At 67.8% G+C, this 21,607-nt stretch carries 19 protein-coding genes; 9 read left to right on the forward strand and 10 right to left on the reverse strand.

Features of this window, described 5'->3' with window-relative positions; genetic code table 11:
* Nucleotides 1-2 precede the first annotated feature (2 nt).
* Together BMW51_RS05610 and BMW51_RS05615 are read right to left on the reverse strand one after the other, a co-directional pair.
* The gene (locus BMW51_RS05610; protein ID WP_093004262.1) at nt 3-986 is read right to left on the reverse strand and encodes a hypothetical protein; all 984 of its coding nucleotides are present in this window, start codon (nt 984-986) and stop codon (nt 3-5) included.
* Nucleotides 986-1,774 carry a glycosyltransferase family A protein gene (locus BMW51_RS05615; RefSeq protein WP_143051814.1) on the reverse strand — a complete coding sequence of 263 codons (789 nt, stop codon included), beginning with the start codon at nt 1,772-1,774 and terminating at the stop codon, nt 986-988. The genes BMW51_RS05610 and BMW51_RS05615 overlap by 1 nt, the downstream gene beginning before the upstream one ends.
* Before the next feature lie 51 nt (nt 1,775-1,825).
* Between BMW51_RS05615 and BMW51_RS05620 the strand changes: the two genes are divergently transcribed.
* The 3 genes from BMW51_RS05620 to clpB all read left to right on the forward strand — a co-directional run bounded on the left by BMW51_RS05620 (nt 1,826) and on the right by clpB (nt 6,326).
* Nucleotides 1,826-2,890 (forward strand): glycosyltransferase, encoded by a 1,065-nt coding sequence (locus BMW51_RS05620; RefSeq protein ID WP_177171551.1) that lies wholly within the window; start codon nt 1,826-1,828, stop codon nt 2,888-2,890.
* A complete protein-coding gene (locus BMW51_RS05625; RefSeq protein WP_093004268.1) occupies nt 2,890-3,684 on the forward strand; it encodes a glycosyltransferase family 2 protein in 795 nt (264 codons plus the stop codon). The genes BMW51_RS05620 and BMW51_RS05625 overlap by 1 nt, the downstream gene beginning before the upstream one ends.
* Nucleotides 3,685-3,746: 62 nt before the next feature.
* Nucleotides 3,747-6,326 carry an ATP-dependent chaperone ClpB gene (clpB, locus tag BMW51_RS05630; RefSeq protein WP_093004270.1) on the forward strand — a complete coding sequence of 860 codons (2,580 nt, stop codon included), beginning with the start codon at nt 3,747-3,749 and terminating at the stop codon, nt 6,324-6,326.
* 45 nt (nt 6,327-6,371) lie between these two features.
* On the opposite strand, the gene BMW51_RS05635 is transcribed toward clpB, so the two are convergent.
* The 3 genes from BMW51_RS05635 to BMW51_RS05645 all read right to left on the reverse strand — a co-directional run bounded on the left by BMW51_RS05635 (nt 6,372) and on the right by BMW51_RS05645 (nt 13,065).
* Nucleotides 6,372-8,237, reverse strand: a complete 1,866-nt coding sequence (locus BMW51_RS05635) for a tetratricopeptide repeat-containing sulfotransferase family protein (RefSeq protein ID WP_093004272.1) — start codon at nt 8,235-8,237, stop codon at nt 6,372-6,374.
* Nucleotides 8,234-9,787 carry a putative 2OG-Fe(II) oxygenase gene (locus BMW51_RS05640; RefSeq protein ID WP_093004274.1) on the reverse strand — a complete coding sequence of 518 codons (1,554 nt, stop codon included), beginning with the start codon at nt 9,785-9,787 and terminating at the stop codon, nt 8,234-8,236. Before BMW51_RS05640 ends, BMW51_RS05635 begins: the two co-directional genes overlap by 4 nt.
* Nucleotides 9,788-9,858: 71 nt before the next feature.
* On the reverse strand, nt 9,859-13,065 hold the full coding sequence (locus BMW51_RS05645) for a TonB-dependent receptor domain-containing protein (protein ID WP_093004276.1): 3,207 nt from the start codon (nt 13,063-13,065) through the stop codon (nt 9,859-9,861).
* A gap of 163 nt (nt 13,066-13,228) precedes the next feature.
* On the opposite strand from BMW51_RS05645, the gene BMW51_RS05650 reads away from it, so the two are divergent.
* The gene (locus BMW51_RS05650; protein ID WP_093004278.1) at nt 13,229-13,762 is read left to right on the forward strand and encodes a hypothetical protein; all 534 of its coding nucleotides are present in this window, start codon (nt 13,229-13,231) and stop codon (nt 13,760-13,762) included.
* Nucleotides 13,763-13,771: 9 nt separating this feature from the next.
* On the opposite strand, the gene BMW51_RS05655 is transcribed toward BMW51_RS05650, so the two are convergent.
* Together BMW51_RS05655 and xseA are read right to left on the reverse strand one after the other, a co-directional pair.
* Nucleotides 13,772-13,972, reverse strand: coding sequence for a DUF2093 domain-containing protein (locus tag BMW51_RS05655; protein ID WP_093004280.1), 201 nt, complete (start codon nt 13,970-13,972; stop codon nt 13,772-13,774).
* Between the two features lie 14 nt (nt 13,973-13,986).
* Entirely contained in the window at nt 13,987-15,429 is a 1,443-nt protein-coding gene (gene xseA / locus BMW51_RS05660; protein ID WP_093004282.1) for an exodeoxyribonuclease VII large subunit, read from the reverse strand.
* Between xseA and purD the strand changes: the two genes are divergently transcribed.
* The 3 genes from purD to BMW51_RS05675 are packed head-to-tail and all read left to right on the forward strand — an operon-like array spanning nt 15,428 to nt 17,970.
* A complete protein-coding gene (gene purD / locus BMW51_RS05665; protein ID WP_093004284.1) occupies nt 15,428-16,717 on the forward strand; it encodes a phosphoribosylamine--glycine ligase in 1,290 nt (429 codons plus the stop codon). The two genes, xseA and purD, sit on opposite strands and share 2 nt — an antisense overlap.
* 48 nt (nt 16,718-16,765) lie before the next feature.
* Nucleotides 16,766-17,518 (forward strand): hypothetical protein, encoded by a 753-nt coding sequence (locus BMW51_RS05670; protein ID WP_143051815.1) that lies wholly within the window; start codon nt 16,766-16,768, stop codon nt 17,516-17,518.
* Nucleotides 17,515-17,970, forward strand: coding sequence for a GreA/GreB family elongation factor (locus BMW51_RS05675; RefSeq protein ID WP_093004288.1), 456 nt, complete (start codon nt 17,515-17,517; stop codon nt 17,968-17,970). The genes BMW51_RS05670 and BMW51_RS05675 overlap by 4 nt, the downstream gene beginning before the upstream one ends.
* A 14-nt stretch (nt 17,971-17,984) precedes the next feature.
* Here the strand turns inward: BMW51_RS05675 and BMW51_RS05680 are convergent, their stop codons facing one another.
* Genes BMW51_RS05680 through ykgO form a run of 3 tightly spaced genes read right to left on the reverse strand, consistent with a single transcriptional unit; the run spans nt 17,985 to nt 19,697 of the window.
* The gene (locus BMW51_RS05680; protein WP_093004290.1) at nt 17,985-18,875 is read right to left on the reverse strand and encodes an EamA family transporter; all 891 of its coding nucleotides are present in this window, start codon (nt 18,873-18,875) and stop codon (nt 17,985-17,987) included.
* A gap of 38 nt (nt 18,876-18,913) precedes the next feature.
* On the reverse strand, nt 18,914-19,525 hold the full coding sequence (locus tag BMW51_RS05685) for an HAD family hydrolase (protein ID WP_093004292.1): 612 nt from the start codon (nt 19,523-19,525) through the stop codon (nt 18,914-18,916).
* A gap of 46 nt (nt 19,526-19,571) precedes the next feature.
* Entirely contained in the window at nt 19,572-19,697 is a 126-nt protein-coding gene (gene ykgO / locus BMW51_RS05690) for a type B 50S ribosomal protein L36 (protein ID WP_003046794.1), read from the reverse strand.
* Nucleotides 19,698-19,879: 182 nt separating this feature from the next.
* Here ykgO and BMW51_RS05695 point away from each other — a divergent pair, with 182 nt between their 5' ends.
* Together BMW51_RS05695 and BMW51_RS05700 are read left to right on the forward strand one after the other, a co-directional pair.
* Nucleotides 19,880-20,482: a hypothetical protein gene (locus BMW51_RS05695; protein WP_093004294.1), complete on the forward strand. Its 603-nt coding sequence runs from the start codon at nt 19,880-19,882 to the stop codon at nt 20,480-20,482.
* Between the two features lie 13 nt (nt 20,483-20,495).
* Complete coding sequence (locus tag BMW51_RS05700) at nt 20,496-21,605, forward strand: M14 family metallopeptidase (protein WP_093004296.1); 1,110 nt, start codon at nt 20,496-20,498, stop codon at nt 21,603-21,605.
* Nucleotides 21,606-21,607: the final 2 nt, after the last annotated feature.

Below are 21,607 nucleotides of genomic sequence, written 5' to 3' on the forward strand. Positions count from 1 at the left end.
AATCAGGCCGTTCCCGCGATCCGCGCTTCCTCGTCGGCGTCTTCCACCTCGTCCATCTCGCGCGCGTCGAGCTTCGGCGGCTGTGCGATGAAGGAGGTGATGATGAAGAAGCCGAGGTTCATCGCCTGCGTCAGCGCGCCGCCCGCGAGCAGCAGCCCCGCCATCGCCGCGCGCGGCCCAGCGATCGTGTTGCTCATCTCCAACCCCGCGCTCAAGAACAGCAGGTCGCGGTTGGGGATGATCGGCAGGCGCGAGATCACCATCTGCGCGGTCAGGAAGACGAGCCACGTGCCCCAGCGCTCGGCAGGCAGCACCACCGCCCATTGCGCCGCCTGCAACAGCACGACGAGCGAGGTACGCGAGACGTGGATGCCGAGCACGCTGATGGCCTGCCCCGCCGTCAGCGCGATCAGGTGACGGCGCAGGCGGTAGAGCACCGGCAGCACGAATATTGCGGCGAGGATGCCAGCGACGATCAGCGCGGGTCCGGGGTGGAGCCAGTCGATGATCCGCCGCGCATTGCCGGTGGCGGCGAACAGCACCAGCAGCACGGACGTGACGAGGCCCGACGACACCGCCGACAGGATCGCATTGTCCTTTAAGGCGACCAGAATGCGCTTGGTCTTAAGCCCGAAGCTGCGCTTGAGCCAGATCGCGAACATCAGCTCGCCCGAGTAACCGACCAGCGCGCTGTTGTAGACGCGCTTGCGGATCAGCACCGGGAACGCGCGCGGCAGCGCCCGGCGAAAGATGGTGCGGTAGATCACCGTCTCGGACGCGGGCAGGACCAGGAAATTTACGAAGAAAAGGATGTAGAACAGCGAGTTGGTCGGCAGCGACGTGACCACTTGCCGCCACCCGATCGCGCGCACCTTAAGCACGAGCCAGGTGAACATCGCGGCGAAGAACAGCACGCGCAGTGCGATCGCGACGCGCTTGGCATCCTCGGTTCCCGCCCAGGCGCGTACCCGCGCTGCGAGCGTCATCAGAACAGCCCGAGCGCGCGCGAGTGCGCGAAGAAGGCGTCGAAGGACGTCCGCTGCCTGGGTGTCAGGCGAAAGCGCGAGTAATCCTCCGGTCGCCCGAGCAAGCGGCGCACGCCCCACTCGATCCGGTCGCGCGGGGTGAGCGCGATGCGCTTTTCGAAATGGGTGCGCTCCCACGTGTTATTGCCGTGGAAGCAGCGGATCAGCAGCGCCGCCTCGTCCTCGTCGAGCAGCGTGAACCCCAGCCGCCGCCACGCGTCGCGATAGGTGCTGTCCTCGCCGCGACGCTCCAGCGGGTAGCGGATGTCGTCGCGGCGGCGGTGCAGGATCGTGCTCGGCACCCCGCCCTGGAACCAGCCGATATACGGACGTTCCAGCCACTCGGGCTCGGCCAGATGCATCAGCGCGACCGGGCACCAGCACGCGGCACGGTCGCCCAGCACAACGATCTGCCGCGCCAGCCGCTCGGGATCGAACCAGTCGTCGTCGTCCCACTGCGCGATCAGGTCGCCGCGCGCGAAATCGAGCGACAGGTTGCGCAGTGCGCCGAGCGTGGTCGCGGGGTCCTTGGCGATGCGGTGATGGATCAGCCGATCGGCGGGCACGCGCGACAGGATGGGCGTGTAATCCTGCTCGCCGTCGTCAACGACGATCAGTTCGCGATTGGGATAGGTCTGCGCCAGGAAACAGTCGACCGATCGCTCGGCGAGCGCAATACGGTCGGCGGTCACCATCAGGCACGAAATACGCGGGCCATCATCACCAAACGGCCGAGGTACGGGCTTCACGCCATGATCCTAGTCAGCGCGAAAGCGTGCTGGTATCCGCCGCGCCTTGACATGACACGCATCGTCTTCGTTCTTTCCTACCCGACGTATCACAGCGTCGCCGATCCCGCGGAGTGGCTGCGCTGGGACAATCGCGACCGCCGGATGCCCGCGCTCCTATCGGCGCTGGGGGCCGATGTCGAGTTGTGGGGCGTGGCGCGCGAGGACGCGATCTTGCGCTGCGATCCCGATCTGGGCGCACCCTACACGCTCAGGCTGTTCGCGCGAGACGGCGGGGGCAAGAAGTCGCGCGATCATTACAGCGACGCGATGGTCGCCGCCGCGCGCGCCGACGCGGCCGACCTGTTCGTCGTGATCGGCAGCAACGGCGGCGTAGGCTATCGGCTGTTCGACCGCGTGCTTAAGCCCGAGGCGCGCCGCTTCGCCGTCATCATCGGCGGCGATTACTGGAGCCGGCTGGTCCCGCATGCTGCGATGGTATTCACCGAATCGGAGCTGCAGGAACGCGCGCTCGCCCGCCCGCGTGTGCCGTGGCGCGCCGCCATCCCGTATGCGCGGATGGAGCGACTGCCGAAATCGATCGACACCGAGCGCTTCCGCCCGGTAATGGGCGAGCGGCGGCGTGACGTGATCGCGGTCAGCCGCCTGACGCGGTGGAAGAGCTTCTCCGAGGTCGGCGCATTGTCGGTCGAGCACCGCGTCGCGGTGGCGGGCGGCGGCCCTGATGCGGACGCGCTGGCAAAGCGTTATCCCGAGATCGACTGGCTCGGCCATGTGCCGAACGCCGCGATCCCCGCGCTGCTCGGCTCGGCGGCGCTCTATTTTCACGCCGGTCGGCGCGATTACTTCCCGCGTGCGATCGTCGAGGCGATGGCGTGTGGGCGCCCGGTGGTCGCGTTCGCCGACCGGATCAGCGCCGACGTGCTGCCGGCAAACTGCGGGCTGCGCGTCACCAACCGTAACTATCGCCACGAGGTCGCCGCGCTACTCGCCGATCCGACGCGGATGGCGGCGATGGGGCTGATGGCGCGCGCACACGCGCTGGCGACGCATGGGCTCAGGTCGAGCGAGCCCGCGTGTGAGACGCTGTTGCGGCTGGCGCGGGGAGACGCGTGATGGTGCCCGAATGGACGGTCGTTCTCGCTTACTACAACGAGGTCGATTACCTCACCACGACGCTTGCCAGCCTCGACGCGCAGACGCTCAAGCCCTTTCGCCTTATCCTCGTCGACAACGCGTCGGACGACGGTTCGGCCGAGATCGCGCGTGACGCCGCGGCGGCGATGCAGGGCGTCGAGGTGACTCACCTGTTCGAGGCGCAACCCGGCAAGATCCACGCGTTGGAAACAGCCAACCCGCACATCACCACGCCGTTCGTCGCCTTCACCGACGCCGACACCTTCTACCCGCCCGACTATCTCGCCACCGCCGCGCAGGCGTTCGCGGCAGGCGGCGAGCGCATCGTCGCGGTGATGGCGACCGACGTCACCGATCCCGCCGACGGCCCCGCCGCGCTTGCCAAGCGTCGCCACAACCAGCGCGTCAGTCGCTTGTGGCCGAAGCAGACGCACACCGGCGGCTACGGCCAGTGCTTCCGCACCCAGGCCTATATCGCGGCGGGTGGCTACACGCACGCGCACTGGCCCTACGTGCTGATGGATCATGAGATCATGGAGCGCGTGCTCGCGCACGGTGACGCGATCTACCCGTATGACCTGTGGTGCGTCCCCTCCCCGCGGCGTTCCGACCGGACGCGCGTGCGCTGGACGCTGGCGGAGCGGCTGCTCTACCATTTCACCCCGCATGGCGCGAAGAACTGGTACTTCTACCGCTTTCTCGGCCCCCGCCTCGCGCGGCGCCGGCTGACGCACCTCAATTTGCGCGAGAAGACGTGGAAGGCTGAAACCTGACGGTCACACTTGTGTTGCCCGAATATCACACCATCTAGTCGGCAAGTTATCAGGGGACAGACATGAACCTCGACAAGTTTACCGACCGCGCGCAGGGCTTTCTCCAGTCCGCGCGCACCGTCGCGATCCGCATGAACCATCAGCAGATCGCGCCCGAACATCTGCTGAAGGCGCTGCTCGAGGACGAGCAGGGCATGGCCGCAGGGCTTATCGCACGTGCCGGCGGTGACGCGCGCCGTGCCACCAGCGAAACCGACGCCGCGCTCGCCAAGATCGCATCCGTGAGCGGATCGGGCGCGCAGACGCCACCGGGGCTCGGCACCGACACGGTGCGCGTGCTCGATCAGGCCGAGGAGATCGCGAAAAAGGCGGGCGACAGCTACGTCACCGTCGAGCGGATGCTCGTCGCACTCGCGCTATCGCTGAACACCGCCGCGGGCAAGGCGCTCAAGGCCGCGGGCGCGACGCCTGAGGCACTCAACAGCGCAATCAACGAGCTGCGCGGCGGCCGCACCGCCGACACGCAGAGCGCGGAGGACCGCTACGATGCGCTCAAGAAGTTCGCGCGCGACCTGACGCAGGCGGCGCGCGACGGAAAGCTCGACCCTGTGATCGGCCGCGATGAGGAAATCCGCCGCACCATCCAGGTGCTCGCGCGTCGCACCAAGAACAATCCTGTCCTGATCGGCGAGCCCGGGGTCGGCAAAACCGCGATCGTCGAGGGGCTGGCCTTGCGGATCGCCAACGGCGACGTGCCCGATGGCCTCGCGGACAAGACGCTGATGGCGCTCGACATGGGCGCGCTGATCGCGGGCGCGAAATATCGCGGCGAGTTCGAGGAGCGGCTGAAAGGCGTCATCGACGAGGTCAAGGCCGCCGAGGGCGACATCATCCTGTTCATTGACGAGATGCACACGCTGATCGGCGCGGGCAAGTCGGAGGGCGCGATGGACGCGGGCAACCTGCTCAAGCCCGCACTCGCGCGCGGCGAGCTTCACTGCGTCGGCGCGACCACGCTCGACGAGTACCGCAAACACGTTGAGAAGGACCCAGCGCTACAGCGGCGCTTCCAGCCCGTCTTCGTCGGCGAGCCGACGGTCGAGGACACGATCTCGATCCTGCGCGGATTGAAGGACAAGTACGAGATGCACCACGGCGTGCGCATCACCGACGGTGCGCTCGTCTCGGCCGCGACCTTGTCGAACCGCTACATCACCGACCGCTTCCTGCCCGACAAGGCGATCGACCTGATGGACGAGGCGGCGAGCCGCATCCGCATGGAGGTGGAATCGAAGCCCGAGGAGATCGAGACGCTCGACCGCCGCATCCTGCGCCTGAAGATCGAGCGCGAGGGGCTGCGCCGCGAATCCGACGAGGCATCGCGCGACCGCTTCGCCAATCTGGAGGAAGAGCTCGCCAACCTCGAACAGCAGTCGGCCGAGCTGACGACGCGCTGGCAAGCAGAGAAGGACAAGATTGCGGGCGAGGCGAAGCTGAAGGAACAGCTCGACGCCGCGCGGCTTGAGCTGGAGCAGGCGCAGCGCCAGGGCGATCTGGCGAAGGCCGGCGAGCTCTCCTACGGCCGCATCCCCGCGCTCGAACGGCAACTCGCCGAGGCGCAGGCGACGACCCAGGGCGCGATGCTGCGCGAGGAAGTCACCGCCGATGATATCGCGGGCGTCGTCAGCCGCTGGACCGGGGTTCCGGTCGAGCGGATGCTGGCGGGCGAGCGCGAGAAGCTGCTCGGCATGGAGGAAGTGCTCGGCAAGCGCGTCATCGGCCAGGCCGCCGCGGTCCGCGCGGTCTCCACCGCGGTGCGCCGTGCGCGCGCGGGATTGCAGGACCCAAACCGTCCGCTCGGCAGCTTCCTGTTCCTTGGGCCAACGGGCGTCGGCAAGACCGAGCTGACCAAGAGCCTCGCCGAGTTCCTGTTCGACGATCCGAACGCAATGGTGCGGATCGACATGAGCGAGTTCATGGAGAAGCACGCGGTCTCGCGGCTGATCGGCGCGCCGCCGGGCTATGTCGGCTACGAGGAAGGCGGCGTGCTGACCGAGGCGGTTCGGCGGCGTCCGTACCAAGTCGTGCTGTTCGACGAGGTCGAGAAGGCGCACGGAGACGTGTTCAACGTGCTCCTGCAAGTCCTCGACGACGGCCGCCTGACCGACGGACAGGGCCGCACGGTGGATTTCAGCAACACGCTGATCATCCTGACCTCGAACCTCGGGTCACAATTCCTCGCCAACATGCCCGAGGACGCGGACGTGGAGACGGTCGAGCCCCAGGTGATGGACGTGGTGCGCGCGCACTTTCGGCCCGAATTCCTCAACCGGCTGGACGAGATCATCCTGTTCCACCGGCTGGGTCAGGCGCATATGGGACCGATCGTCGACATCCAGGTGTCGCGCGTCGGCCGCCTGCTGGCCGACCGCAAGGTGACGCTCGACCTGACTGACGCCGCGCGGGCGTGGCTGGGGCGCGTCGGCTACGATCCGGTCTACGGCGCGCGGCCCTTGAAGCGGGCGGTGCAGCGCTACCTGCAGGACCCGCTCGCCGACCTGATCCTGCGCGGCGAGGTCAAGGACGGCACGACCGTCCACGTCGACGAGGGTGACGGCAAGCTCGTCTTGTCGGCGGCGTAAGCGCCCAGCGTCCGGGCAGGCCGTGATTGGCCCGCCCGGACGTGCCTACACCTCGTATCCCAGCTTCTCGCACCACGGTCGCAACAGCGCGGCAGCGTCGCCGAAATAACGTTCGTAGCGCCGCCAGCGATCGATCGCGCGCGTGTAGATCGGCTCGGTCACCTGCGAGTAGCTGGCGGTGGCTATATGGCCGCGGCGGCTGGCGCTCGCCTGATTGTCGAGGAGCTCATCGTTCCACGGCACGTCGAGGAAACGCATCAGCGCGCGCAGCTCCGCGTCGGGATCGGCGACGAGCCGCTCGTAGCGGAAGCGATGCACGCTGAGCGGTAGCTGGCGCTCCGCATTCGCGAAGCTCGTCATCGCCGCGTCGTAGAGCGCCGCCGCCTCAGGAAGCGAGGTCAGGTGCCGCATCGCGAAATTGAGCTGGAAATTGGCCATGAAGCAGCTCAGCACGACGTCGAACGGATGCCGCTCGACGAAGATCATCCGCGCGTCGGGGAACATGCGGTACAGCAGCGGTGCGCGCGCCAAGTGGAGCGGAAACTTGTCGACCACCACCACATGGCGGTCGTTCGGTGCGACTTGCGCGAGCAAATCGAAATAGCGCTGCCGCAGCTGATCCGGGTCAGCGCGGTCAATCCCGCCGGCTGCGCGCGCCTCCGCCTCGATCGTGCCGACGATCGGCAGTTCCTCCATCACGTGGAAGTGCGGGTCGTTCATCAGTAGCGTGTCGAGCAGGGTCGTGCCCGAGCGCGGAAATCCCATGATGAAGACTGGCGAAGCCGGCGTGCGCGCCGCTGACGTGGCCGCGTCACGCACAGTTGCGGCGAGTCGCCCGTCGCCTTCCTGACGGACGCGGGTCAGGTAATCCGGCTCTTCACCCGCCCCCGCCCCAGCCAGCGCGGCTTGGTTCATCAAGGTGAATTCGGCGAAGGCTTCGTCAGCCTTGCCGCGCCGCTCGGCGATGTCGGCACGGATATGATGCCGCCGCGCCGGCGCCACGTCGGTGCCGATCCGATCCGCCTCGCGCGCCGCCTCGTCCAGCCGGTTGCGCCGCCGGTACAGCCATGCCGCGATCAGCGCGACGTGCTCGTCCGCAACGCTGTTCCTGCGCGCTTGCGCCACGAGCTGGTCGAGGTCGTCGACCCTGTTCAGGTTCTCATACAACAGGCCGAGTTCGGCGTAAGCGTCGGCGCGTTCCGGCGCGACCGTGATCGCGCGCGAGAGCGTCTCGACCGCGCGGTCGAAGTTCCTGCTGTTCGCTTCGGCAAGGCCGTGGTGGAAAATGATGTCATAGTCGCGTGGCAGCAACCCGGCCGCGCGGCGGGTCCACGACAGCCGGTGTTCGTCGCGACCGGCGGCGATCAGCGCCTTCGCTCCGTTGACGTGCGGTGCGACCTCCTTGGGTGCGATCTGCACCGCGCGCTCGAATGCCTGGATCGCGTCGTCGTGACGCTCAAGCGCGGTGTAGCTGTTGCCGATGTTGTTCCAGCTCTGCGCGTCGCCGGGTTGCAGCCGCAGCCACGCGGCGTAGCGCGTCGCCGCCTCGTCGTGGCGGCCCCGCTCGGCCGCGAGATAGGCGCGCACCCTGAGCGCACGCGGGTTCGCCTCGTCGAGCAGCCGGGCAGCCTCGTCTGCCTCCTCCAGCGCGCGCGTGTCGATCAACGCCGCGACCAGGTTGAAGCGACTTGCCTGATCGGCGGGATCGAGCGCCACCGCGCGGCGCAGCAGCGTCGACCCCTCTGCCGGGTCTCCGCTCTGGCACGCGAGCAGCCCCGCCATCGCCGGCAGCACCGCGTCATCGGGCAGCTGCTCCATCGCCGCCGCCAACCGCGTCCGCGCACCGCCCCGGTCGCCTGCGCGCCAATCCGCCGCGGCAGCGGTCAGCACCTGTTCTCTCATGCTCGTCATGGTGCCGCGGGATAGGCGATATCGAACGCGACGGTAAGGCGCTCCCCGCTCGCGAACGGCATCGTGCCGTGCCACGTCGTCGAGGGAAACAGCACCAGCTTGCCGGGCTGCGGCTCAATCATCGCGGTCGGCGCAAGGTCGAGACCGAGTTCGGCCGGCGGTGCGCCGATCGCGAGCCAGCCGGCATGCGCGGGCTCATCAGCGGTTCGTTCCGGCAGGTTGATATACAGTGCCGAGCTGATCCAGCCGGCGGGGTGGACGTGGCTCGAATGGTGGCCGCCTCCACGCAGCCGCACCGACCATGAACCGGCGAAGCGCGGGCGCGTCTGTCGTGGCGAGCCCAGCAGCGGATGGCGCGTGTCCGCCGGCGGCAGCGCATCGATGTAGCGCCGCACGCACGCGCGTATTTCCTCGCGCAACTGCTCGATCTCGGGATCGATCCGCGCGAGCAGCATGCCCTCGGTCTGCGTGCCGCCGTTGACCGACTGGTTGAGGTGCGGACCGCCCGCGTGGTGGCGATCGCGCAGGAACGCCGCCAGCCGGTCGAGCGGCAGCACTTTCGACAGGTCGTGCTGCTGCACGAGACCCGCTTGCGCGTCGAGCCAGTCGTGGCGCGGGTCGCCGGTCAGGCGCCAGACCAGTGACGAATAGGGGTAGAAGGACGCCGACTGCGGGCGCTCCAGCCACGGCTCGATCACCCGCGCCGCATGGTCGACCCGCCCGTGGCGCAGAAGATTGCGAAGGTGGTAGACCGCCATCACCGAGTCGCTCGCCGCCTCGGGCGTGGAGAACGCCTCGGCGTCGGCTGACAGCGATCCTCTTTCGGCGCGTGCGGCAAGTTCGCTCGCGCGCACGAACGGCTGATCCCCGAGGCTGGCCCGCGCCGCGCTCACCGTGCGCAACACGTCGTCGTACCGCTTCGCCTGCAGCAAGAGTTCGAGCAGCAACTGCCACTTCGCCGGCTCGGCGGGTTGCGCGGCAATGCTGCGTCGTAGCGGCGCGAAGGCGTTCGCGCCTGCACCGCGCAGCCAGAGCAGGTGCGCGAGCTCACGCTGCCCGTCGATCCACCTCGGCTCCTGCGCGAGCACCTGCGCCAGGCTGTCGCATGCCCGCGCTGCCTCGCCTGCGGAGAACAGCGCCGCCGCGCGCCCGAGCAGCAATCCGCCGTCGAACGGTGCCAATGCGAGCGCCGCATCGAACTGTTCTAGGCTCGGCAGCCCAGCCTCGTAGCGGCATTGCGCCAGCCCGTGCGCGATCCGCACATCATTGGGGGCCAGCCTTGCCGCGGTCGCGAAGGCGTTCAGTGCGCTACGCCGATCGTCGAGCGCACGGTGCAGCAGCGCGGTCCATTGCCACAGGCGCGGATCGCTGCCTGCGCGGCGTGCTGCAGCCGCGACCTGCTCGACCACCCGCTCCTCGCCGCCGTGCGCCAGCGCCTGCTCCGCCAGCATCGCGGCGTCGCGCGGGCTCAGCACCGCAGCCGCTCGACCGCCAAACGGCAGCACTCCACCGGCAAGTCGCGATTGATCGGGCAAGGACATGGCCTGCATGTGGTAACGCCTCGCGCGCACAAAAAAAGGGCCGGGAAAACATCCCGGCCCCCTCTAAGCTGATCGATCGATCAGAAGTTTAGCGTCACACCCGAGTAGATGTAGCGGCCGAGCGCGTCATACACCTGCGGATAGGTGTTGCCGTTGGCGAAGCCGGCCGGCTGCGCGTAGGCGCCCGCACCCGCGACGAGCGGCGGATCCTTGTCGAGCAGGTTCTGCACGCCCAAGCGGAAGTTGAACTTTTCCGCAATCGGCGCGGTCAGCGCCAGATCGAAGTAGCTCTGCGGCTTGATGCGCGCATTGTACGCGGTGAAGTCACCCGTCAACGCGGCCTGGTTGCTGCTCGCATCGATGCGAACGGCGGAGAAGTAACGCCACTGACCCGAGATACCGATGCCGTCGGCAAGAGTGAAGGTCAGGCGCGTCTTGTGGCGCCACTCCGGTGCCGGGGTGCCGCACTGCGTGCCGTAGTAACCCGCGCAATCGTAGGTCTCGACAACACCGTTGTTGACCTTGAACTCGTTCAGCCACGTGCCGTTGAAGTTGAACGAGATCGTGCCGACCGAGCCCACTTCGGAATTGAAGTTGGCGCCGACGTCGATGCCACTGGTCTTCAGCGTACCCAGGTTCTGCGTCAGGTCGGTGACGTAGCCCTGGCTTGAGCGCCACAGCGATCCGGTCGAGTCGCGGTTGATCAACGAACAGAACGGCGAGGCCGCATTGGCGGTGCACGACGCGAGGATCGTGTCCTGACCGATCTGGCGGACGGTGTCCTTCACCTTGATGTTGAAGTAATCGACCGTGACCGCGAAGTTGCGCAGGAACGAGATGAACTCCGGCCGCAGCACGACACCTGCGGTGTACGTGTCCGCCGTTTCCGGAATAAGGTTCGGGTTCCCACCGATCAGGCCGTTGTACTGGCTCGAAGGGTTCAGCGCTACGGTCTGACCGACACGCAGACCCTGCGCCAGACAGCCCGCATCCGCCGCGGTTAGCACACGACCCGCGCACGGATCGGTCGATCCGTTCAGGACCACACGCTGCGTCGCGAAGAACTCCTGAATGTTCGGCGAGCGTACCGCGCGGTTGTACGCGCCGCGGAAGCGGATCGCACGCACCGGCGCGAAATCGACCGCGACCTTGTAGGTGTCGGTGCTGTAGTCGCGCGCACCCACTTCGTACTTCGAGTAGCGGTAGCCGCCTTCGACTGCGAGGCTGTTGATGAAGCCGTCCGAGATGATCGGCACGCGCGCTTCGCCGAATGCTTCGTACACGTTGAACGCGCCGTTGATCGGCAGCGTCGCCGCACCCTGACCCGCGAGATCGCCGGTCTGGAACGCCGTGTCGGTGTTGAGGTTCAGCGTCTCGCGACGATACTCACCACCGAAGTTGACGCCGACGCCCTCGTTCGCCCACGGCGACTGGAGGCCGTATTCACCCAGCAAGCCGGTGAAGTTCACCGACGCGATCTGTTCGGTCACCTGACCGCGCTGGAAGCCCGGCGTCGCGAGATAGTTGATCGATGCCTGCGATACGCCGCCCTGCGTGAAGATGTTGTAGGGAACGCAGTTCGGATCACTGCCATCCACCACCGAGCGGCAGGTCGCCACACCGTTGACCGACACGACATCGAGCGCACGGCCGAGGCGCGTGACCGAGAAGTCGTTCAGATAGGTTTCCGAGTAATTCGTGCGACCATACTGATAATAAGCGTCGTAGGTCAGGCCCTTGGCAACGTCACCGCGCGCACCGGCGACGATGCGGTAGGCGGTGTGCTGCAGGTCGTCCTGACGCGGCCCACCCTCGACGTTACGGCGCAGAATCTGCGCGAAACCGCGATTATAGGTACCACCCGTCGTCGTATCGATGAAGTTGAACGGCGTAAACGCATCGGCCGGTACGCCGGCAATACCACCAAATGACGCGATGTTCTGCGCCACTGACGAAACGACACCCGTCGCCGCATAGGACGGCGCCACGGTGGTGTACGCCCCCGTGTCCGGGTTCTGCACGACCGAGCGCGCGATCAGGCTGGTCGGTGCACAGATGATGTTGCGCTGCTGCGCGCTGAGCAACGGGTTGTTGCAGTTGAGCGAGTAGGTGTTGCCGAAGTCACCCGACGGCGCGATCTGGGCGACCGTGCGGTCGTCCATGAACATGCCTTCCATGTACGGCTTGAACGAGTCGGACACTTCGTAATTGGCGAAGAAGCCGGCGGTGTAACGCTCGTCGGGGCGCTGGTAGTAGTTGGTCGGCGCGTAGTTGTACGGGGTCGAGCCGGGGACCAGCGTCGAGTTGGCGCCGACCTGATAGGTGTTTGACTGACCGTCGAAGATCGTGCCGTTGGCCGAGGTGGCCGAACCGCCGCAGCTGGGCACGCCGGCGCGGCTGAACGCGAGCGCGCAGGCGCTATAGTCGCGGTTTGCCTGCGTCACCGCGTTGATCTTGCGATAGCCGAGATAGGCAGTGATGTGACCACGGTTGTCGTCGAACGACGTACCCATGATGCCGCTGACGTCAATCGTGCCGCCATCGGCGACCGGGCCGCTCGGATAGCCGAAGCCGCGGTTGCGCAGCGCGTTGATCGTGCCCTGACCGGCGTTGTTGTCATGCTGGTACAGGCTGTACTGGCCGTCGAGCTTGAAGCCGGTGAAGTCAGTGTCGAGGATGAAGTTGACGACGCCGCCGACCGCGTCCGCGCCGTAGGTCGACGAAGCGCCACCCGTCAGCACTTCCGCACGCTTGATCAGCGTCGCAGGAACGAAGTTGATGTCGGCGGCCGAATCGCTCGGGTCACCGGGGACGAGGCGACGGCCGTTGATCAGCACGAGGGTGCGGTTCGCACCCAGGTTGCGCAGGTTGACGGTCGAGGTGCCGGTGGCGCCGTTCGAGACCGAGCCACCCTGGTCGGCGAACACCTGGGGCAGCGAGTTGAGCAGATCTTCGGTGCGGGTCACGCCCTGCAGCTTGAAGTCCTGCTGGTTGACGACGGTGACCGGGCTGCTCGAGGTCAGGTTCGGCTGCGGAATGCGCGAACCGGTGACGACGATATCGCCGCCCTGCGCCGCGGCGTTGTTGCCGTCCGCGCTGGCGGGGTTCGCCTGGTCGGCGGGGCTCAGGCCCTCGACCGGACCCGCGGTCGGCTGCGCCGTCTGCGGCGTGGTACCCGTGGTCGTGTCAGGCTGCGTCTGCGCGAACGCCGGCGCGGACATGAGGCCGAGGCCGATGATGACCGGGGCCGCACCCGCCTTCAAACTGGCAAGCAATTGCTTCTTCACTGCCGAGATCCCTTTCCGTTCTTTCACGGCACATTGCTGTGGTCGCAACTTCGTGACGTGTTATGTCCTGCTTGCTGCCGTATCGTGTCGCCTGTAAATCCATCGTTACAATGCGGCAGCGCTTTCCGAGGCGAGCGTCACCGAAAAGACACAGGGTGGGCAGATGGCAATGATCGGCGTCATGATCGGGCTGGCAGCGCAGGCAGCAAATGCAGCGCCGGCGAATGCGCCGAAAAGTCAGGCACTTGATCCATTGATCGCGTGCCGGGCGATTACGCGCGACGCCGACCGGCTGGCCTGTTTCGACCGCGAGGTCGCGGCGCTGTCGTCGGCGGCCGAGACGAAGAAGATCGTGGTGCTCGACGAGAAAGCCGTGCGCGAGACGCGCCGGTCGCTGTTCGGCTTCGCGTTGCCGTCGCGCAATCTGTTCGGGAAGGACGACGGCGACTCATCGAAGCGCGAGTCGGCCGAGCTCAAGCGGCTCGACACGGTGGTGACGAGTTCGGCCAAGAACAGCGCCGGGCAGCTCGTCTTCACGGTCGAAGGTGGTGCGCGCTGGGTGCAGGACGACGACCGCACGCTGATGCTCACGCGGATCAAGCCCGGCACGAAGGTGCGGATCAGCGCCGGCGTGCTCGGCAGCTATTTCGCGGTGTTCGACGGCAACGGCTCGGCCAAGGTACGGCGCGATCGCTGACGCGCCCGCTCAGCGCGGACGCATCGCCTCGCTCGCCAACTCGGCGGTCGCGAACGGGCGCTGCCCGGCGACATCCCAGTAGCGCAGATCGTCGAGCGCGATCGCCGCGCCCGAGGCGGCGCAGACGACGTGATCGCCCGAACTGAGCACGCGAAAGCCGTTCGCCATGTAATGCAGCTTGGCCGGGCGGTTGGTGTTGGACATCAGCATGGGGTCTTGTTCCGTCAGAGTAATGTCGGCTGCTCGGCCTTGCCGGCGTCGGTGGATGGCTTGCGACGCAATTGGGGTCGGGCGGGCGCTTCCTCAACCGTACCGGCGACGACCACGTCGACCACTTCGTGATGGCGGAAGTGGAGCGTCAACGCGCCCGCGTCGAGTGCGGCCTGCGCGCTGGTGATCGTCGCACCCGCCGGCGTGGTCACGCGGGCGTAACCGCGTTCGAGGATGCGATCGGGATTCAGGCTCTCGACCAGCCGTCCGACATCGGAAAGGCTGCGGCGCGCCGCTTCCAGCCGACGCTCGAGCGTCGCCGGACGGATCGCGCCCGCGACACGGTCGAGGGTGCCGCGCGCGTTCGCGACGCGACGCTCGAGCGCGCGGTCGGCGCGCGTCGCCGCCTCGTCCATCCGCTGCCGCTGCGGACCCAGCAGCCGGTCACGCGACGGCAGCAGCCTGGCGAGCGCGGTCAGCCGCTCGCGCCCGCGCTCGACATGGCGGCTGGCGCAGCGCGCGGTGCGCGCGCTCATCGCGTCGAGCGTGTAACGCAGGTCGGCGAGGACAGGGACGGCGATCTCCGCCGCCGCAGTCGGCGTCGGCGCGCGCAGGTCGGCGGCGTGGTCGCACAAGGTCGTGTCCGTCTCGTGCCCCACCGCGGAGATTATCGGGATCGAGCAGCCGGCGACCGCGCGAACGACCGGCTCTTCGTTGAATGCCCACAAATCCTCGATCGACCCGCCGCCACGCGCCACGATGACCAAATCTGGTTTCGCAACAGCGCCCGGCGCCGCATCATCACGGCCGGGCAGCGCATCGAACCCGCGCACGGCCGCCGCAATCTCCTCCGCCGCGCCCTGCCCCTGCACCTTGACCGGCCAGACAATGACATGGGTCGGGCAGCGATCCTCCAATCGGTGGAGAATGTCGCGGATCACCGCGCCGGTGCCTGAGGTAACGACGCCGATGACGCGCGGCATGAAGGGCAGCGCCCGGCGCGCGCGCGACTTGGCGAACAAACCCTCGGCATCGAAGCGCGCCTTGTTGCGCTCGAGCAGCGCCATCAGCGCGCCCGCCCCCGCCAGCTCCATCCGCTCGATGATGATTTGGTATTTCGACCGGCCCGGATAGGTCGTCAGCCGCCCGGTGGCGATCACCTCGATCCCGTCCTCAGGCCGAAAGGCGAGGCTCGCGCTGTTGCCCTTCCACATCACGCCGTCGATCACCGCGCTGTCGTCTTTCAGCGCCAGATACGAGTGGCCCGAGGCGACGCGCTTGTAGCCCGAGATTTCGCCGCGCAGCCGGACGTGGCCGAACTCGCCCTCGACCATTCGCTTCAGCCGGCCCGACAGCTCGCCGACCGACAGCGCCATCGCATTGTCGCCCGCGACCGGCTCGGCTACCAGCCGCCCTGCCGCAGCGTCCACGGACGTATCGAAAAGGGGGTCGGCCATGAATATCCTGTTGATCGGGTCGGGCGGCCGCGAACACGCGCTGGCGTGGCGGCTGGCGCAGTCGCCCCGTCTCGATACGCTCTTCGCCGCGCCGGGCAACCCCGGGATCGCCGAGCACGCCCAGATCGCCGAGCTGGATACAGCGGACCACCGCGCGGTGATCGACTTCGTACGGCGCCAGCAGATCGGGCTGGTCGTGGTCGGGCCGGAGGCGCCGCTGGTCGAGGGGCTGGCCGACAACGTCCGCGCGATCGGCGTGCCCGTGTTCGGTCCGGGCCGCGAGGCAGCGAAGCTGGAGGGATCGAAGGGCTTCACCAAGGATCTGTGCGCACGCGTGGGCATTCCGACCGCGCGCTATTTCCGCGTCACCTCGCGCGACGGCGCACTCGCCTGCCTCGACGACTTCGCGGACGGTGACACGTGCCGCTGCGTCATCAAGGCAGACGGCCTCGCCGCGGGCAAGGGCGTGACGGTGGCAATGTCGCGCGACGAGGCGGAAGCCGCGATCCGCGACCTGTTCGCGCACGGCCCCGCCGAGGCAGTGATCGAGGAGTTCCTGGAGGGCGAAGAAGCCAGCCTGTTTGTGCTGAGCGACGGCACGGGCAGCGCGTCATTCGGATCGGCGCAGGACCACAAGCGCGTCGGCGACGGCGACACGGGCGCGAACACCGGCGGCATGGGCGCCTATTCTCCCGCCGCGTGTCTATCCCCGCAAGACGAGGAACGCGCGCTGGGCGAGATCGTCCGCCCGACGATCGACGCGCTGGCGGCGGCGGGCACACCCTATGTCGGGGTGCTCTACGCCGGGCTGATGCTGACCGCGGACGGGCCCAAGCTGATCGAGTACAATGTCCGCTTCGGCGATCCCGAGTGTCAGGTGCTGATGGCCCGCTTCGACGGCGATCTGGTCCAAGTGCTGCTCGCGGTCGCCGAAGGGCGGCTCGCCGACCTGCCCGCGCCGCGTTTCCGCGACGAGATCGCGCTGACCGTGGTGATGGCGGCGCGCGGCTATCCCGGCACGCCCGAAACCGGTGGGGCGATCCGTGGCATCTCGGACGCGGAAGCGGGCGGCGCACGCGTGTTCCAGGCGGGTACGCGCCTGCAGGACGGGCAGCTGGTGGCGAGCGGCGGGCGCGTCCTCGCCGTCACCGCGACCGGCGACAGCGTGCGTGCGGCGCAGACCGCCGCCTACGCCGCGGTCGACCGTATCGACTTCCCGACCGGCTTCTGTCGCCGCGACATCGGCTGGCGCGAGATCGCGCGCGAGGATGAGCAAGCGCTGCCTTGAGGACATAACGAGCGCACTCTACGTTCCCGACGCATGGACAATTACGCAATGATACCGTTCTCGCAGGACAGCGTGCTGGTGCTGGTCGCGCTCGGGCTGGTCGCGGTGCTCGCGATCCTGACGATCCTGGGGATGATCAAGGGCGCGCGGCTGAAGAGCGCGCGCCGCGCCGCCGAGAAGGAAGAGCAGGCCCGGATCGACGCGCTGCGCGAGGACGGCGTCGAGGAACGCGAGGCCGACAACGCGGGTGAGTCGTTCACCGACGCGCCGCCGCGAAACGCGGCCTCGACGCTCGCGCCCGAGAAACCGGAGGAAGCCGGCGACTGTGACGGTCACGACGCTGCGCCGCTCGCTTCCTCAACGTCGCCCGAGGCGCCGACCGAGACGATCCACCAAGATCAGACGGATGACCGCCTGTCCGACGAGCAGCCGAGCGAGCGACCGCTCGCCGACGAGCCGATCGCGGCGGCCGCTCCGCTCGACGCCTCACCCGCGAGCGCCGCGGCTGATGCGCCCGGCGCGGGCGAGCCTGCTCCTGCTCCTGCCGCGACGACACCGGGCAATGGTTCGATCACGCAATTGAAAGGCCTTGGTCCGAAGATCGCGGCGCGTCTGGGTGAGCTCGGCATCACGCAGGTCGACCAGCTCGCCTGGCTCGACGACGCGGAGGCCGCCGAGCTCGACGCGAAGCTCGGCGCGTTCCAGGGTCGGATGGAGCGGGACCGCTGGCGCGAACAGGCGCGCTTCCTCGCGAAGGGCGACCGCGCGGGCTACGAGGCGCAGTTCGGCAAGCTCGGATGAGCGTCGCCTTTCGCCGCGAAAGCGACGACGAGCATCTCGAACCCACGTTCGAGCTGCCGCTGCCGTCCGGACCCAATCTGGTGACGCCGCGCGGGCGCGCGCTGATCGACGATCGCATCGCCGCTCTGGAACGGCAGATCGTCGAAACGGGTGACGCCGAAGAGGTCAAGAAACTGCGCCGCGACCTGCGCTACTGGCAGACGCGCCAGGTGACCGCGGTGGAGACGGCGCCGCGCTCCGATGGCGCGATCGGCTTCGGCAATCGTGTGACCTTCACGCTCGGCGGCAAGGAACGGCAGGTCACGCTGGTCGGCGATGACGAGGCCGATCCGGCAGCGGGCGCGATCCCCTTCTCCGCCCCGCTCGCGCGTGCATTGATGGGAGCAGAGGCGGGCGAGACGGTCGCCTTCAACGGACGCGAGGACGCGATCGAGGTGTTGACGGTCGACTAGATTCTGGCGGCCGGCTAGGCCCCCGCGCCGCGGCGCCACGGGATACGCCCGGCGAGCGGCCACAGGATGTTGAGCGCGAGCCCGCCGAGCACCAGCGCGCCCGCGCTCAGCTTCCATCCCGGCAGCGGCTCCCCCAGCAGTAGCGCGCTCGCCCCCATGCCGAACACCGGCACCAGCATCGCGAGCGGCGTGATCGTCGCCGCCGGATGGCGCGCGAGCAGCCAGCCCCAGGCGGCATAACCGAACAGCGAATTGCCGACCGACTGCCACACCACCGCTGCCCAGGCACCCGACGTCGCGTGCGCCAGCGCGGTCGCAATCGGCCCAGCACCTTCCAGCAGCAGCGCGGCTACGACCAGCGGCGGCACCGCGAACATGCTCGACCACACGACGAAGGCGAGCATGTCGGTCACTCCGCTCGCCTTCGCGACATGGTTGCCGCCCGCCCAGCTGAGCGCCGCCGCGATGACGAACACGAGGCCGAGCGGCGTCGCCGCCCCACCGCCGTGCGCGACGATCACGCCGATCCCCGCGGTCGCCATGACGAGCGCCAGCACCTGCACCGGCTTCACCCGCTCACCGCGGAACGCCATCGCGAGCGCGATCGTGAAGAACACTTGGCTCTGCACCACCAGGCTGGCGAGCCCGGGCGAGATCATCCCGTTCATAGCGATGAATAGCAGCCCGAACTGACCCGCGCCGATCAGCACGCCGTAAGCGGCGAGATCGCGCCAGCGTACCGCCGGGCGACGGATGAACAAGGCGGCGGGCAGGAAGGCGAGCGTGAAGCGCAGTGCCGCAAAGGCGAGCGGCGGCAATTGCTCCAGCGCGACGCGGATCACGACGAAATTGGTGCCCCAGACCACCACCACGGCGAGCCCGAGCAGCAGGTGACGCAGCGGCACGTGCCCGCCCCCTGTACTGGCGCTCGCGGCCGGCTGGCTCAGCGCAGCAGTCCCAGCTCGGTCAGCTCGGCACGCAGCGTCTCGGCATCACGGAAATGATGCGCGTGGATGCCGACCGCGCGCGCGCCTGCGATATTCGCCGCATTGTCGTCGACGAAGATCGTCTCATCCGCCGCCACGCCGAAGCGGCGCAGCGCTAGGTGGTAGATCGCGACGTCGGGCTTGATCAGCTTCTCGTCGCCCGAGACAACGATATCGCGAAAGCGGTCGAACAGCGCCGCCTCGCGTGCACGAAAGGGTGCGAAGAACTCGCCCGAAAAGTTGGTGATCGCGAACAGCGGCACGCCGTTCGCGTCCAGTTCCTCGACGATTGCCGGCATGCCCGCGATCGGCCCCGGTATCTGCTCGGAAAAGCGCGGACCCCAGGCGCGAATCATCTCCGCATGCTCGGGGTGGAGCGCAATCAGCTCGGCCGACGTCTCTGAGAAGGGGCGCCCGGCGTCGTGCTGAAAATGCCACTCGCGCGTGGCGACGTCGCGCAGGAACGCGTCGAGCGCCCGTTCGTCGTCGAACAGGCGCTCGTACAGGACCCGCGGGTCCCAGTCGTAGAGGACGTGCCCGACATCGAAGATCACCGATGTGACGGGCATGAACCGCTTTATCTCAACCGTGCCGAACGAATCAGCGCCGGGCGAATCAGCCCTGGCGTGCCTTGAAGCGGCGGTTCGTCTTGTTGATGACGTAGGTACGGCCGCGGCGACGGATCACGCGATTGTCGCGGTGGCGGTCCTTGAGCGACTTCAAGCTGTTGCGGATCTTCATGGTGCGCCTTTGGGAACGTGTTTCGTGTGAGAATAAGGAAGCGCGCCGCCTAGTGAAGCCGGGCGCGCAAGTCAACCGCGCGGCGGAATGCACCCGTGCACGATCGCGCTGCACCGGCTGGGAGCTTGCGCGCGCCTGCGGCGTTACTGCACCGAAACGACCCTTTCCAGGAGAGACGCCTCATGCGCGCTTTGCCCATCGCCGCCCTCGCCGCTGCCACCATGATGTCGGCCTGCGCCACCGGGCCGCAGCGCTTTCCGGTGTCCGCCACCCGCTTCCACTACGACCCGGTGACGCAGCGCGGCACGATCTCGGTCGAGCCGCTGGCCGGCCCCACGACGCCCAGCATCGAGTACAAGACCTACGCCGCCGCAGTGCAGAGCGAGTTGTTGCGGCAGGGCTTTACCAACCCCGCGCCGGGCACGACCGCTGAATATATCGCGACCGTGGGCTTCACCCGCGCGCCGCAATCGCTGCCGCGACGCCGCTCGCCGATCTCGATCGGCCTTGGCGGCGGGGTCGGTGGCGGCGGCTGGCGCAGCGGCGGCGGGGTCGGTGCGGGCGTCGGCTTCCCGGTCGGCGGCGGCGGTGGTGGCGAGGGCGTCGTAACCGAGCTGTCGGTGCGCATCCGCAAGGGCCCCGACGCGATCTGGGAAGGTCAGGCGCAATCGCTGACCGATGTCAGCGCGCCGACTGCCGACGCCGCCTCGATCGCGCAGCGGCTCGCGGGCGCGCTGTTCACTGGCTTCCCCGGCGAATCGGGTCGCACGATCGAGGTGAAATAGCTAGGCAAGGTCAATGACCCTATCGATCAACGCCGCCTTTGATGGCGGCAACATCCGCGTCGTCGCCGTTAGCGACACTCACGTCGATCTGGAGATCGTCAACGATCACCAGTCGGACTTCTTTCAATGGTTCTACTTTCGCGCGGCCGGGCTTGCAGGTCGTGCGACGACCTTTCGCATCCTGAACGCGGGCAAATCGGCCTATCCGTTCGGGTGGCCGGGGTACAAGACGCGCGCCTCGACCGACTTGGTTCACTGGCGGATGATCGACACACGCTACGAAAATGGCGTGCTCGAGTTCGACTGGGATGGCAGCGGCGACCTCGCCTGGTTCGCTTATTTCGCCCCCTATACGATGGAGATGCACGCGCATCTGATCGCGCGAATCGCCGCGCGCCCCGGTGTCACGCATCGCGAGATCGGCCAGACGCTCGACGGGCAGGCCATCGATTATCTCCGTGTCGGGTCGGGCGAGAAGCAGGTGTGGCTCTACGGCCGCCAGCATCCGGGCGAATCGATGACCGAATGGTGGATGGAGGGCGCGCTCGATTGGCTGACCAGCGATGCGGCGCGGCCTTTGCTCGACAAGGCGACAGTCCACGTCGTGCCCAACATGAACCCCGACGGCACGCGCCGCGGCCACCTGCGCACCAACGCGGCGGGGGTGAACCTCAACCGCGAGTGGCACGCGCCGAGTGCCGAGCGTAGCCCTGAGGTGCTCTGCGTCCTCGCCGAAATGGACCGCACCGGCGTCACCTTCGCGATGGACGTTCACGGCGACGAAGCCATTGCCGCCAACTTTATCGCAGGGTTCGAAGGCATTCCGTCGTGGACCGACGCGCACGGCGACAAATTCTACGATTTCGGCCGGCGCCTGGCGGCACACACGCCCGATTTCCAGACCGAGCTCGGTTACGACAAGTCGGCGGCGGGCAAGGCGAACCTGTCGATGTCGACCAACCAGCTCGCCGAGCGCTTCGGCGCGGTGTCGGTGACGCTGGAGATGCCGTTCAAGGATCACGATCCGAACCCGGACGCTGAATTCGGCTGGAGCCCAGAGCGATCGAAGCGGCTCGGCGTGTCCTGCCTCGAAGTCTTGTCGGAGATGATCGACGGATTGTGACT

It is taken from the genome of Sphingomonas palmae (genome assembly GCF_900109565.1).
Lineage (GTDB): Bacteria > Pseudomonadota > Alphaproteobacteria > Sphingomonadales > Sphingomonadaceae > Sphingomonas > Sphingomonas palmae.